This is a genomic window from Methylobacterium marchantiae, assembly GCF_042679825.1.
GTDB classification, from domain to species: domain Bacteria; phylum Pseudomonadota; class Alphaproteobacteria; order Rhizobiales; family Beijerinckiaceae; genus Methylobacterium; species Methylobacterium marchantiae.
The window spans coordinates 1-13,160 of the sequence record NZ_JBHTND010000053.1 but is presented as its reverse complement, the minus strand read 5'-3'; the positions used below and the strand labels follow the sequence as shown (position 1 = coordinate 13,160).

Genomic DNA, 13,160 nt, shown 5'->3' with positions numbered 1-13,160 from the left:
GCGCGCCTCGCTCCAGGAGACGCTCGACGCCCGCACCGCCGACGTCGACGCGGCGGCCGCGAGGCGGAACGCGGCCCATCAGGCGATCGCGCCGCTCATCGCCGAGATCGGCGCCACGGGAACGGCCGGCCTGCAGGAGGCGATATCGCGCTCGCGCGAAGCGAGCGCAATGCGCGAGGCGGTCGCGGCCGCCGAAGCGGCGATCGTGGCCGAGGGCGACGGCTACCCGCTCGAAGACCTGCTCGCTGCGAGCGAGGGGGTCGACCCGGATGCCCTCGCGGCCCGTTCCCGCGCGCTCGACGCCGAGTTCGAAGGTCTCAACGCGGAGGTGTGCGCTGCGGCCGACGCCCAGGGCGACGCGCGACGGGCGTTCGCCACGCTCCAGGAGGCCGGCGATCTGGCGGCCGGGGCCGCCTTCGACGCGGAGGCGGCGAAGGCGGAGCTGGCGACGCTGGCCGAACACTACATCTTAAAGCGCGCCCAAGCCGTGACCCTGCGATGGGCCATTGAGCGCTACCGCGAGGAGAACCAAGATCCGCTGCTCCTGCGCGCCAGCGCGCTGTTCTCCTCGCTAACGGTCGGACACTACGCGGCGCTCCGGGTGGACGCGGACGGACCGGCGCCTCGACTGCTCGGCATCCGGGACGACGGCCGGACCGTCGTCGAGGTCGGCGCGATGAGCGAGGGAACGAGCGACCAGCTATTCCTGGCGTTGCGGCTGGCGGCGACCGAGCAGTCGGTGGCGGCGGGCATCCGGCTGCCGTTCCTCGCCGACGACCTCTTCGTGAACTTTGACGACGAGCGCTCCGAGGCCGGCTTCCGAGTCCTGGCCGAGCTGGCCTCCTCGACGCAAGTGCTGTTCTTCACGCACCACCCGCACCTCGCGGCCCTCGCCCGCTCGGTCGTGGGCGCAGACGCCCACTCGGAATGCTCGCTGGCCTGAAGGGAAAGACGCGTTGCTGGTGGCGGGGGAAGGAAGGGCGGAGAAGCGCGACGCGCGGCGGCGGCTCGCGGGGCTGCTGGCGGGCCGGCTCTACGATCATCAGTCAGCTGCCGAAAAGCGGACCTTCTCAACTTCCGCTTCGGGTCAGAGACGGATGTTGGCGGCGCCCAACATCCGTCAGCCGTCCGCGTTTCGAACCGCGTGTTCGCTTAAGCCGTGAAAGCGGGTGACCGGCGTCCTTGCGTGTTGCCGACCGCGTGAACTTTCAGGCCGAAGCCCTCACCGCTCGTATCCGTCAGCCGCTTGAGGTGTCCCTGCCAGATCGTGCCGTCGCGTTGGTCCTTGTCGAACCCGAAGACAACGAGACGCGGCTCGGGGTCGACCGTGGGCGGGGTGCTGCTGTTTGCAACGCGGGAGATGAGTGGATGAAGCGGGGCCGAGCCCGTAGTGTCGGTTTGCACGCGTTGGCGCATGGCGTAGATACGGGCAAGCGCCTGGCAGACATCGTGATAGCTCCGGCCGATCGCATCGGCATGATGCGTGAGGGTTCGCCGGTACCGGTCAATCTGCTCGGCTACTCGGGGCGTCTCCCCGGCGCTGGCACGGAGTTCCGGGTTGGCGAAGTGCTTGGCCTCGTGGAAGACGATGCAGACTTCCCCGTCCTGCTCCTCCAACGCCGCGACGTCGATCCGGTCCGTGCCCCCCGCGGTTGGTGATAAAGGCGCTTGGGGTGCTTTGCCTGCTTCCTCCTCGGCGGCGGCGATAAGGCCATCCTGCGAGTCTTCAGCTGTCGGCGGGGCAATGGCGCCGAACGCGATCTCAACGTCGATGACGTGGGGGCTGGCAAGGAGGAGGCTGTGCAGCCCGATCTTCTCCGGTCCGGTAAGCGCGTCCGCGGCCTGGATCATCTCCCGTAACGTCGCTTGCCCCTCGTAGCTGCGCCAGAGGGCGGTATTGGGATCGATGTCGAATCTTCCATCCGCGGCCAGGGTGACCGATCCCTGCTTACGACGGGTTAGGTACTTGGCGTGCGTGATCGGTACGAGCTTCTCGCCCTCGCGCTCCACGCGGAAGATGGAGGCTCCGCGGTAGTAGACGTTCAGGTACTCAGCGCGGACTGCGATCACGATGTCGCGTCTCGACAGGACGTCACGCCACCAATTGCCCTCAGACTGGTTGGTGAGAGCTTCCAGCGCCTCAAGGTAGGACTCGCTCAGGCCCCTGTAGAACGACGAAGGCGACGAACTCACGCTGCGATCTCCCACCACTGACCATCCTGTTTGATGCTGACGTTTGGGCCGAACAGCTCAGGAAAGCGGTCGGCGTGAAAGGTATGGATCGGCACGATCCGGCGCGGTGCGACGGCCTCCGCGAGCCGCTTCAGATCCGGGATGCTCGCGTGCCCCGACGTGTGGGCGTGGCCAAGCGGGATGCCGCGCTCGGCCAAATCCGTCTGTAAGATCAGTCCCCGTTCCTGGGCGAGGTAGCCGTCCCACTGCGACCAGATCGCAGTCGCTCCGGATAGGCACTCCGCCCGGTCGAGGTCTCGCAGCATGGTTGGCCGGAACAGATAGGCGGCACGGGGGGCCAGGGCTCGAAGCTGGTCCGGAAAAATGCGGTTGGCCGCATGGGCTTCGATTAGGTCGAACCGCTCGGTCTGTTTGATCCGGACCCGTTGGTAGTGGGGTACGAACACAGCCACGCCCGGCCAGTCCGATTGCGGGATGTTGGCGTTGCCGGTCGCTCGCAGGACTTCCGCTGCGTAGAGGTCGATGACGAGGGTGCGTTCGGTGCGTTTGCAGGCGCGGTAAAGCGAGACCATCCGGTCGATGTTCTGGGCGGAGGCCGCGACGAGAGCTATGCCGGCGGTATCCTCTATCAGCGAAACGAAGCGGTTCTCGACGTCGGCTTCTGTCGGGAAGTGCTGGTCGGGGTCGAGGCGGCCGAGGCTGGATCCTTCCAGCAGCAGGATGTCGACGTTCTTCGGCGGATGTCGGACGAGGCGCTCGAACAGGCCCGCCTTGCGCCCATGTCCCCGGAAGTCGCCCGAGTAGAGCAGGCGTTGCCTGCCAGCTTCGACGAGAAGGGCGTAGGCGTCGTAGGCCGAGTGATCGACGAGGATCGGTGTGACCGTGAACGGGCCAAAGGTGAGGGGTTTGCCGCTCTCCAACGTGATGGTGGAAGGCGGAAGGTAAGCGCCTGGCACGAACGGCGCGGCGGCAGTCAGGATCGCCTTTGTCGCGGCACCCATGACGATGGGGAGGTCTGATCCGGCGAGGTGAGCCAACCCGACATGGTCACGGTGGCCGTGTGAGAGGATGAGAGCCTTCAGATCGCCGCCGCCGGCCAAGCCGTCCACGGCTGGGTGACACGACGCATCGTCCGGTTCGCCGTCGAGCGGAAGGCCAAGGTCGAGGAGGATGCGGGCGCCTCCGTGAGCCAACTCCACGCAAGTGCCGCCGATCTCTTGCGCTCCGCGGTGAATGCGGACGAACATTGCTTGCCTGACTCTGCGCGCCACAACCCGGTCGTGCCGAGCTTAGCCTTATCGTATGGCTATAGCCAGTGGTTTAATAGCCCCTGCTGCCCGCTGATCTCCATATGAAGGGGCGGGCGCTGATAGCGTGGAATCTACGGAGAGTGCGCGTTGCCCAGGGGCTTTCGCAGGAGCGAGTGGCTGCAGATGCAGGTATTGATCGCGCCTATCTTGGTGGCTTGGAGCGACAGTCGGAAAATCCGACGGTGGATCTGCTCGACCGAGTAGCTGAAACGTTGTCGGTGCCACTCAGTGAGTTCTTCGTCCAGCCGCTTGTCGGAGAGTCCGCGCCAGCGCCGCTTCGAGGAGGGCGCCGTAAGTCATGATGCGCTATAACATAGTCTTTAATCTTCCGCAGTGAGTATTATGGTGTCATATGGGCAATGAATCCTCTGATTATATTGACGAATTGAGAAGAAAAATTAAGTCGTCTGAGTTTGGGTTTCTTATAGCAGACGACGTTCTAGAGGGCGTTTTACAGAACGGCTACGGCCATGTCCTTCTTCCGCCGGTGGCGCCTCCCTTCCCAATGCAATGGGATGGGTACTCTGGCAGCATGGAACGAATCCTAGATGAGATCGAGGCCGAGGAGGATTTATGGGTTAGGGCGTTAATGCTGCTTAATAGCCGGGTTGACGGAAAATGTGAGCGTTCAAGAAGGCTTATACTTTCAGTTGCAGGAGAGCTTGGTGTTGGCTTAGTTCTCCAGGGGCGTTTGTATCCGCCTGATCCTAAAAAACCAAAAACTTATCCTCCCTGGTGGCCCGGTCATGTTGAAAAGCATTCTATTCCACTGAAGGACTACGGCAATTTATTTGACGATTTTGGAATAGATACTAGCGCTGACAAGCTATAAGATTGACTCGGCCTTGTGTGTACCTTAAAATTTCAGAAAGGCTTGCTCAGTTTGGCTGTGTCAGATAAAGCCCCGAGAGATTGAAGTCGATGTCAATCGTCTCGATGGCTGCTTTCATCTGCTCTAGCGTCGACCGTTTGGTGTAACGTGCGGTTTCACCAGGTGTCGTATGTCCTGTGATATGATCAATGACGGCCGATGATACATCAGCCTGATGCATCAACGTTGTGGCTGTGTGACGGAACGAATGAAAGACGAGTCCTTCTTTTTTTATTCCGACGTCCCGACGGTATCGGGGAAACCACTTCGCGAAGGCATGAGCCAAACGATCGTCAGAGCCCCCTGCCTGGAACGCTGGAAAAACTCGTGCCGTCCGGTTCTGTCTTAACGTATCAATATGGCTGAGAAAGCCGAGGTTGATTAGCTCGGTGTGAATAGGAACGCGGCGGACTGCGGTGGTGTTTTTGAGCTTGCGCGGTGGCCGGTTGTTGATATCGAAGAACCAGATATTTCGCTCTTGGCCAATATCTTCGACGTGGAGCTGGCAAATTTCTTCCTGACGAAGGCCAGAGAACACTGCGATAAGTGGCAGCCAGAATTTCTCGTCACGGATGATCGTGGGACCTGGTTTGGCGCGAGATATCTTTGACTGACAGCCGGTCCAGACGGGAGAAGAGAATAGATCTGCAAGATCCACGCGCTCCCACATACAACGTTGCTCACTCGCAATTCGCCCTGGGGCAAATTTGAAACCCGAGAAAACATTCTCTTTCGCATCGCCTCGGGCGATGCCTGCCAGCCAAAGCGTCGAGAGAGCTGAAAAGTGCCGCTTCACCGTTTTTTGTGTGATGACCGATGCACGTTCGTTGACGGGAAGAGCAGCATAAGCCGCAAGGATCGCGTTGACATCCAATCCCCTGTACTTGGCTGATTTGCCATAGTCGCTCGGTAGACGTTCGACGAGATCCTTGAATCGACCGGCATGTTGGCGGGTATATTCACTTAGTGAAAGATCGCCGCAGATATCAATGAATAGGCGATATGTAGCGCCTGCCTGACTTGCAGTCTGATTATCCCAGCCACCATTCGCTACCTGAGAGCCCGTCCGATAACGTCTGGTTGGGGTTGAGTGGCCGGGATGGCGGTGATTCCAGAAGGGTGCTGAAGCCTGATCTGGAAATGCCATGTGGACCCCGACCACTCGCCGGCAGCATAGCCGTGCCAGCCTTCGCTACGAAACCGATCTGACGGATGCGGAATGGGCCGTGATCGCGCCGCTGATGCCGGAGCCGGCCCCATGCGGTCGTCCGCCTGTCTGGACGATACGCGAGATCTGGAACGCGATCTTCTACGTGCTGCGCGGTGGGATCGCGTGGCGTCTGATCCCGAAGGACATGCCTCCGCGCAGCACGACGTTCGGCTATTTCAGCCGCTGGCGTGATGAGGGTTTGTTTGCCCGGGTCAACCACACGCTCGTCATGGCCGACCGTGAGCGGGTCGGACGAGAGGCTTCGCCTACGGCTGCGGTGCTCGACAGCCAGAGCGTGAAGACCACCGAGAGCGGCGGGCCGCGCGGCTATGATGCGGGAAAAAAGATCAAGGGACGCAAGCGTCAGGCCCTGGTCGATACGGACGGACGCGCCCTCGTCCTCGATCCGCAGCCCGCCAGCATCCAGGATCGCGATGGGGCCGGGCCGGTGCTGCGCCTATCGCGGCGGACTTTTCCGTTCATCATCAAGGCCTTTGCCGATGCGGGCTATGCCGGCGATAGGCCCGCGACCGCCACGAGCATCACCGTCGACATCGTGCGCAAACCCAAGGATCAAGTCGGCTTCGCGGTGCATCCGCGCCGATGGGTGGTGGAACGCTTCTTCGGCTGGATCAGCCGCAACCGCCGCCTCTGGAAAGACCCGGAAGCGACCCTCGCCTCAGCCCAGGCCTTCCTCTACGCCGCCGCCGTCATGATCCTCGTCCGAAGGCTGGGCCGAGCGTCATGACTTATCGGACGGACTCTGAGATACGCGGAATGCTTCTCCGACAATGCTAAGGAAGCGTTTGGACGAGCTGCACGGCACTGTTCCTATAGGTGTTTTCGGTACAGGGGTACATGAAGCTGTCGGTGCCGGATGGTCTGCTTCTAACTTCGTTAATTGAAGCTTGAGCAATTTGTCATTAGGCTCGAAGTTAAAGTCGCCCTCGTAGCGCGCTTTCAGCGCTTCCGCGACATCGACACCAGCTCGCAAGATCGCCTGTTTGGCTTGTGCGAGATCGGTCGGTGTCAGAGCCGATGGCATGATCCCAACGTTGGTCAGAGTGCTCTCTGTGAGGAATCCTGCCTCGTCGAGGCGATTGCACGCCAGTGCGTCCCTTGTGTTGGTAGCGACGGTCGCGAAATAGTTGGCTCGTACCCTGCGAGCGTCAGGCGAGATCATGCGGCCCGCGCGGCGGGCGACGTCATCCTGCTCAATGATGCGGCTGTAGAAATCCTGCACCAAGGCCGCGAGCTGGATATCTGTCAGCATTGGGGTTGTGCGCACATCCACGAAAAGGTTTTCGGATGCGACGTATAAACGACAAGCAGCGAGCTTTGCAGTACGAAAATCGCTCGTGCGTAGGCTGGTGATGAGTTCGCGACGACCGAGGCGATCGCGGATGTCTACCGGTATGCTTCGCCTAAAATGATAGGTGCAGCCGCGTAGCACGACGTTTGGAAGAGATGCCACTCCGCTTCTCCACCCCCAGGGGCTTGTAGCAGCGGATTGTAGCAACAGGCTCAACCCGCAGGGCGGCTGAGCGAAAAACTGAGGTGGCTGAGATGCTTAGTTATGACAGTGGCTGGGGGACGAGGATTCGAACCTCGACTAGAGGAGTCAGAGTCCACTGTTCTACCGTTAAACTATCCCCCAACGAACCCGTTGAAGATGCAGGCGTTTTTGCCGGCGATCCTCGTTCTGGGCCGGAAGCTGCGTGAGCGCTTCCGATAGAGGTTGTCCGCATAAGGCACTGCGCGGCCCCGGTCAACCACCCGGATCGAGAGGATTTCGATACCGGATCGAGGGGCCGCAAATCGCCGGATCGCGGGGCGCTTCGTACCGGATTGCGGGGCGTTTCGTGCAGGATTGCGGGGCGCTATCGTCTTCCATACTGGATCGTCGATCCCGCATTCCCCGTCAGGGGGCCGGACAGGCCGCTCCGCTCTCGACCCATGCGGCGACGAGGGCGCCCGCCTCCGCCTGGGTGCCGGGAGCGGGTGTCCGGCCGGCGCCCGGAGCCCAGGCCCAGCCGACGAGGCCGTCCTTGCCGATATGCTCGATCAGGTCGTCGAGCTTGCGCTGGCCGTTGCGGTCGGGGTCCTTGATCTGGGTGCAGATCTCCGCGAGCGACTTGCCCTCCCAGGCCATCTCGCGGGGGGCGAGGTGCCATCCCGGATGGCCGGGCACCCGGCCGGGATCGTAGTTTCTGTCCTGGTGGCAGGTCGGGCAGCGCAGGCTGTCCGAGCCCATCCCGTCGGCGCCCCGCGTCACCGGCGGCTGGTGCGGCCGGCTCGTGTCGCCCTGGCGCGGCCGGTCGCTCGCCGGATGGCAATTGACGCAGCGCGGGTTGGTGAGGACCTTGCCGAGTTCGGTGAACAAGGCGGCCGAGCGCGCCGTCGTGTCGGCGATGCCGGCGAAGCTCTGCGGCGGGGCGAGGCGGCCCGCCGGCGCCGTCTCGGCCGCGTGGCCGGCGAGGACGCCCATCGCCAGGCTTCCCATTGCCAAGCCGCCCATCGCCAGGATGGCGGCCGAGGCGAGGATGCCGTTCCGGAGGGAGGCGATCATGTCCGGGAGATCCTAGGCAGGTTCAGCGAAAGTGGTCACCGGTTTTGCGTTCCGGAACCCGCGACACGTCGAGGACCTGAGCGAGGTGACGCGTTGGCTTGCCAATGCGAGCCTGATCAGGCGAGGTAGCGTTGCGGCTCGGCCAGGATCACGGAGCGGACGGCCTCGTGATACTTGATGTAGCCGGTACAGCGGCAGAGATGCCCGTCGAGGGCCTCGGCGATGGTGGTCTCGAGCTCGGCGCGCGCCACCGGGCTCCGCTCCAGGCGCTCCAGCAGGACCTGCCCCTCGTTGAGGAAGCCGGCGGTGCAATAGCCGCACTGGAAGGCGAAATGCTCGATGAAGGCCTTCTGCAGGGTGGTGAGCTCGTCTCCCTTGGCGTGACCCTCGACGGTGCGGATGGCCATGCCGTCGAAGTTCACCGCCGGCACGATGCAGGTGGGGCTGGTGCGGCTCGTCCCGTCGGGTTCGTCGACGATGATCGCGCAGCTCAGGCACTGGCCCGCGCCGCAGCCGAACTTGGTGCCGGTCATCCCGAGATGTTCGCGCAGGTAGTCGTTCATCGACAGGTCGTCGCGCAGGTCCACGGGGCCATGCGCCTCCCCGTTGATGGTGATGGAGAAGCGCGTCACGCGAGGGCTCCCTTGAGCATGCTGGGGCTGACCGGCAGCGACTGGAAACGGTGCCCGGTGGCGTCGAAGATGGCGTTGAGGAGGGCCGGCACGACGGGGATCATCACCACCTCGGCGATGCCCTTGGGCGCCTCGTCCGGGGTCAGCGGCGGAAGCATCTCCACCTCGAAATCGTGGAGCGGCAGGTCCGAGCCGCGCGCCACGACGTATTGGCCGAGGTTCCAGCGGCCGTTGCCCGGGCCGTCCTCGAAGGGCGGCAGGGTCTCGAGCAGGGCGTAGCCGACGCCCATGGCGAAGCCGCCCTGGGCCTGGCCCTTCACCACCTCCGGCACCAGGGCGTTGCCGCATTCGAGGATCGTGTAGGCCCTGGCGATCGTGATCGCCCCGCTCGTCCGCTCGATCTCGACGCGGACCAAGGTGCCGCAGGCCGCGCCGTAGGTGGTGCCGATGCGGTTGTTGCCGGTGGGCGGGAACGAGACGGCGACGCGCGCGACCCGCTCGAACGGGCCGCCGCCCCTGCGGATGGCGAGCGCGTCGATCTCGGCCGCGTAGCGGTGGCCCTGGACCGGGAAGGTCGCCTTCGCCCAGGCCCACCGCGAGAAGCAATGGGTGGTGGCGCCGGTGACGAGGCGGCTCGCATGGGCCTTGGCGGCCAGGGCCTTCAGGGAGAGCGGCGGCAGGTCGGCGAAATGCAGGTTCCCGTCCCGCCAGGTGGCCTGGGCCCATTGCTCGGCCCGGTGATCGGCGGGGGCGATCGACCAGAGCGCGAGGGCGGCCGGCCACAATCCGAAGCGGAAGACCACGCGGGCGGCCTCGCTGGTGGAATGGGTGCCCACATGGGCGCCGTTCGAGGCGGCGGTGGCCGCGCTGATCGCCGGCACCCAGCGGCTGTTCCGCTCGGCGGCATCCTGGGTCTTCTGGTCCATCGTGTAGGAATTGCCGGAGGTGACGAGGGCGAGCTCGCCGAACACGCCCACCCGCGCCAGCGAGATCTCCTCGGCCATGCCGCCGAGATGGGCGGCGACGCGGCTCGCCAGGGCCGTGCCCATGCCGTTGCCCATCTCGGGCTGGTCGGAGGTGATCGAGATCCCGCCCTCGGCATCGATCTCGACCCGGCCGAGGGAGCAATCCGCGCCGGTGCCGTAATCCTTGGTGGCGACCGCGACGCCCGTGCCGACGAGGATTCCCTCGCGCCTCGGCCGCGCCTTCTCGGCCGCACGCGCCGCCCAGATCGGATGGGTTTCGAGCTTGTCCAGGATCTCCATCGTGCGCACGGAGACGGTGTAGCGGTTGCCCGTCATGGTGCGGCCGTCCGGCGGCAGCGCGTTGCGGCGCCGGAACGCGATCGGATCGAGGGGCAGCGCCGCGGCGACCTCGTCGACCAGTGTCTCCAGCGCCGTCAGCGTCTGCACCGTGCCGTAGCCGCGCATCGAGCCCGCGGTGACGCCGCGGCTGTGGAGTGCCACCGTGGTGATGTCGACCTTCGGGATGTCGTAGATGCCGATCGCCGCCGTGGCGGCCACCGTGGCGACGTTCGGCGAGAAGTTCGCGAGCCCGCCGCCATCGAGGACGTGGTCGGCGGCGAAGGCCGTGATCCTGGCCGTCCTGCGGTCGACCCCGATGCGCGAATGCATCTTGAAGGCGTGGCGCTTGATGCCGCCCTGGAATTGCTGGAACCGGTCATGGGCGAGGCGCACCGGACGGCCGGTGAAGAACAGCCCGGCCAGGGTGACGTAGAGCATGAAGGGCGTGTGGTCGCGCCCGCCGAAGCCGCCGCCCATATAGGCGAAATCGGCCTTGATCCGCTTCGGCTTGAACGGCGCCTTCGCCTTGGCGAGGAGGAAGGCGATGGCCTCCGACGCATCGAAGGGCGACTGGACGCCGAGCACCAGTTCTAGGGTGCCGGTCCTGCCGTCGTGCCAGGCGAGGCCGGCCTCCGGTTCGAGGAACATCGGATCGACCGACTGCGTCTCGAAATGCCGGTCGAGGACCAGGAGGTCGGCGTTGGCGCCGGCCAGTCCGGCGCGGATCGTCTCTCCGTAGCGGGCCGCCTTGCCGTAGGGATCGGAGGTCTCCCTGGCATAGGGCTCCCAGACCGGGAGCGGCGAATGCTGCACCCGCCCCGGCTTCACCCAGCCGGCCAGGACCGGCGAGTAGAGGTCGGGCGATTCCGGCGTCGGCCCGGCGACGCGGGTGAAGCGGAAGGCGCCGTAATTCTCGGCCTCGATCGGGCCGGTCTCCTCGCCGAACCGCACGAAGGTCCCGTCCCGCACGGCCACCCGCGCCTGGTCGTAGGCGTCGAACCCGTCGAAGATCAGCATCGCCACGGGCTGGCCGAGATAGAACGGCGTGCGGCCGACCGGGCAGAACAGGTCGCCGGCGTAGAAGTCCGGGACCTGGAGGCCGATCGTCGCGATGTCGGATGCGGTGACGACGAGGGTCGGCTTCATCGCGCCGCTCAGGCGCGCGAGGTCGAGACCGAGATAGACGTGCGACGCGTCCGGCGCCCGCACGAGGAGCGCATGCGCCGTCTTGTCCGGCCATCCCGGCATGTCGGCCGCGCGAAAATCCGAAGCGTAGAGCTTCGCGCCCGTGACCTTGGGCTCGCCGTCGATCCGGCCGAGGCCGCCGATGGCGGGGTTCCACCGGGCGCGTCCGGGCAGCGTCTCGCGCGCGTCGAACCCGACACTCTGCGCCTGTCCCAGGCGGGTCATGCTGAGGGAGATGCCACCGGCGGACATCCACGTCATGAATTCCCGGCGCGACGCCCGCATGTGTCTACCTCTGGGTCGGCTCCGGCACGACGGCCGGCGAAACGTCTCGTACTCGCAGCAGGGAACCGCAGCCCGAGCTGTGGGAGCCGGCCGCGACGAAGGCGCTCGAATATTTGGTGATTAGTTCCCTCGGTAGGCCATATTGATTGATGGGCTCTTAAGGTGATCGGCGGTTGTGAGGCGGGGTGTTGTGGCTGGTGACGGCTGTGTGGGTGGTTGGGGGGTGAGCTTTCGACGATCGGGATCTCAGGCGGGGTAGTTTTGCGACAGACCGTTTTTGATCTGATGTTTGGCAAAGCAGCCATTAATTTATGGCATGAACTGGCAAAGAGCAGCTTAATATCTATTTGCTGCTTGAATTGTATCGTTGTAGACTGTCGTATCTGATTTCGCCCAGGTCAGGCGAGTTTTTAAATGTGCTCTTTTCAAATGATACAAATCCGGGCCGATCGCGTGTGGATCCGCGGCTTCTGTCATAATATACGGATAATATAGTTTGGATTAAACGCTGTAGTGGTATGTGATTCTCTAGTTTGCAGTCGACTCCGACGTATCGAGCTTTGTTTTCGCTTGAATCAGTGCTACGTACCTTGAACACACAACTATTTCCCATTACTGATATCTCATTTATCATAGAATCAAAATCGCAGCCACCTTCGTATGCGGACTCTATTTCCGAAAATATTTTTTTGTTAAGCGTCGCTTGGCTTTTCTCATTGGTCGAGAATCCGAATATTGCTGTGCAAGGACCACGGCGGTCGCGCTCAGCACAGAGTGCCGCGATATTCCGGAGAGCTGCCAATTCTTCCTTTAAATCGCGCATGCGAAGTGTCTTTTTAACTGAAATAAGACCAACTACGCCTTCAGGAGGTACAATGCAGAATTCTTCATAGCGCTCATAGGTAGGGTAGGCATCGAAGTCATAAATTATTATGTCGACTTGAGTAGAATGTCGATCTATTTCATTTAATACACGTTCTGTATTGGAAACCCCCGTTTTTGTCGAAGGACAAAGAATAAAACCAGATACTGCCTGTAGATTCGACGGAAGATGCTTGTTGAGAAAAGCTCGCAATAGCGACTCGATAAAACGCCCCTCCTCGCCGCGATGAGCTGCTCCTCTAGTATTTGCATTAGGCAGCAGAGTTTCGATCACACGGTAACGCTCTCGAAGCGTTTGAGCCTCGATCTTAAAGAAGCTGCGAACCTGATGGCCCTTTGCCGCTTCCTTCGTAGCATCGTTGCTGACATCACGCATTCTGATCACCTTATAAATTCACGCTAAGCACATTTCTGCTCGGCATGTGGCGGACAAATTTCGAATTATTTCGAGCGGCGAATTAATTTTAGGATTTTGACTTGTAAATTTGATTTAACGTCTTCTTTGGTGCTTCCTTTCTATCAAAAGCACAATTAAATTCTGCTCCTAAAAAATGCCTAAATGGCTCATGAGCTACCCACTTGCGTCGAGAGCAGACGGCATCAAACATCAGCCTTTGCCCTCTAGCAGGGTGTTGAAGAAGTCCGTGGCGTGAGGGGGCTTGGCATGATTCACTCCGTTCCGGCAGCGGACGGGGAAGTCAGATGCGAGGCTTGGATCA

General features: G+C 62.6%; 12 protein-coding genes and 1 tRNA gene. 4 read left to right on the top strand and 9 right to left on the bottom strand.

All coding sequences use genetic code 11. The annotated features are described in order from the left end of the window. Positions 1-943: ATP-binding protein (locus ACFQ4G_RS21375; protein WP_379041054.1), on the top strand; the 943-nt coding region annotated here is incomplete at its 5' end. Between the two features lie 209 nt (positions 944-1,152). Here ACFQ4G_RS21375 and ACFQ4G_RS21370 read toward each other — a convergent pair. After that, positions 1,153-2,193, bottom strand: coding sequence for a hypothetical protein (locus ACFQ4G_RS21370; RefSeq protein ID WP_238209069.1), 1,041 nt, complete (start codon positions 2,191-2,193; stop codon positions 1,153-1,155). Then, complete coding sequence (locus ACFQ4G_RS21365) at positions 2,190-3,440, bottom strand: MBL fold metallo-hydrolase (protein WP_238209068.1); 1,251 nt, start codon at positions 3,438-3,440, stop codon at positions 2,190-2,192. The genes ACFQ4G_RS21370 and ACFQ4G_RS21365 overlap by 4 nt, the downstream gene beginning before the upstream one ends. Positions 3,441-3,544: 104 nt before the next feature. Between ACFQ4G_RS21365 and ACFQ4G_RS21360 the strand changes: the two genes are divergently transcribed. Next, positions 3,545-3,805 (top strand): helix-turn-helix domain-containing protein, encoded by a 261-nt coding sequence (locus ACFQ4G_RS21360; RefSeq protein ID WP_238209067.1) that lies wholly within the window; start codon positions 3,545-3,547, stop codon positions 3,803-3,805. 50 nt (positions 3,806-3,855) lie between these two features. Next, positions 3,856-4,335, top strand: coding sequence for a hypothetical protein (locus ACFQ4G_RS21355; protein ID WP_238209066.1), 480 nt, complete (start codon positions 3,856-3,858; stop codon positions 4,333-4,335). A 46-nt stretch (positions 4,336-4,381) separates the two neighbouring features. On the opposite strand, the gene ACFQ4G_RS21350 is transcribed toward ACFQ4G_RS21355, so the two are convergent. After that, positions 4,382-5,521, bottom strand: coding sequence for a site-specific integrase (locus tag ACFQ4G_RS21350; protein ID WP_238209065.1), 1,140 nt, complete (start codon positions 5,519-5,521; stop codon positions 4,382-4,384). Here ACFQ4G_RS21350 and ACFQ4G_RS21345 point away from each other — a divergent pair. Next, positions 5,520-6,332, top strand: a complete 813-nt coding sequence (locus ACFQ4G_RS21345) for an IS5 family transposase (protein WP_238209064.1) — start codon at positions 5,520-5,522, stop codon at positions 6,330-6,332. The genes ACFQ4G_RS21350 and ACFQ4G_RS21345 overlap by 2 nt on opposite strands. On the opposite strand, the gene ACFQ4G_RS21340 is transcribed toward ACFQ4G_RS21345, so the two are convergent. From ACFQ4G_RS21340 to ACFQ4G_RS21315, 6 genes are all read right to left on the bottom strand, one after another. Beyond that, positions 6,327-7,058: a DUF6538 domain-containing protein gene (locus ACFQ4G_RS21340; RefSeq protein ID WP_238209063.1), complete on the bottom strand. Its 732-nt coding sequence runs from the start codon at positions 7,056-7,058 to the stop codon at positions 6,327-6,329. The genes ACFQ4G_RS21345 and ACFQ4G_RS21340 overlap by 6 nt on opposite strands. Positions 7,059-7,167: 109 nt before the next feature. After that, positions 7,168-7,241 (bottom strand) — tRNA-Gln (locus tag ACFQ4G_RS21335). 264 nt (positions 7,242-7,505) lie between these two features. Then, on the bottom strand, positions 7,506-8,153 hold the full coding sequence (locus ACFQ4G_RS21330; RefSeq protein ID WP_238209062.1) for an Isoquinoline 1-oxidoreductase subunit: 648 nt from the start codon (positions 8,151-8,153) through the stop codon (positions 7,506-7,508). A gap of 116 nt (positions 8,154-8,269) precedes the next feature. After that, a complete protein-coding gene (locus tag ACFQ4G_RS21325) occupies positions 8,270-8,785 on the bottom strand; it encodes a (2Fe-2S)-binding protein (RefSeq protein ID WP_238209061.1) in 516 nt (171 codons plus the stop codon). After that, positions 8,782-11,559 carry a xanthine dehydrogenase family protein molybdopterin-binding subunit gene (locus tag ACFQ4G_RS21320; protein ID WP_238209060.1) on the bottom strand — a complete coding sequence of 926 codons (2,778 nt, stop codon included), beginning with the start codon at positions 11,557-11,559 and terminating at the stop codon, positions 8,782-8,784. The genes ACFQ4G_RS21325 and ACFQ4G_RS21320 overlap by 4 nt, the downstream gene beginning before the upstream one ends. A 343-nt stretch (positions 11,560-11,902) precedes the next feature. After that, positions 11,903-12,817 (bottom strand): DUF6602 domain-containing protein, encoded by a 915-nt coding sequence (locus ACFQ4G_RS21315; RefSeq protein WP_238209059.1) that lies wholly within the window; start codon positions 12,815-12,817, stop codon positions 11,903-11,905. Positions 12,818-13,160: the final 343 nt, after the last annotated feature.

Bases quoted from the DNA above. Each gene is read 5' to 3' on its own strand.
- ACFQ4G_RS21365 (WP_238209068.1), bottom strand. From the start codon at position 3,440: ATGTTCGTCCGCATTCACCGCGGAGCGCAAGAGATCGGCGGCACTTGC.
- ACFQ4G_RS21360 (WP_238209067.1), top strand. From the start codon at position 3,545: ATGAAGGGGCGGGCGCTGATAGCGTGGAATCTACGGAGAGTGCGCGTT.
- ACFQ4G_RS21355 (WP_238209066.1), top strand. From the start codon at position 3,856: ATGGGCAATGAATCCTCTGATTATATTGACGAATTGAGAAGAAAAATT.
- ACFQ4G_RS21345 (WP_238209064.1), top strand. From the start codon at position 5,520: ATGTGGACCCCGACCACTCGCCGGCAGCATAGCCGTGCCAGCCTTCGC.
- ACFQ4G_RS21350 (WP_238209065.1), bottom strand. From the start codon at position 5,521: ATGGCATTTCCAGATCAGGCTTCAGCACCCTTCTGGAATCACCGCCAT.
- ACFQ4G_RS21330 (WP_238209062.1), bottom strand. From the start codon at position 8,153: ATGATCGCCTCCCTCCGGAACGGCATCCTCGCCTCGGCCGCCATCCTG.
- ACFQ4G_RS21320 (WP_238209060.1), bottom strand. From the start codon at position 11,559: ATGCGGGCGTCGCGCCGGGAATTCATGACGTGGATGTCCGCCGGTGGC.
- ACFQ4G_RS21315 (WP_238209059.1), bottom strand. From the start codon at position 12,817: ATGCGTGATGTCAGCAACGATGCTACGAAGGAAGCGGCAAAGGGCCAT.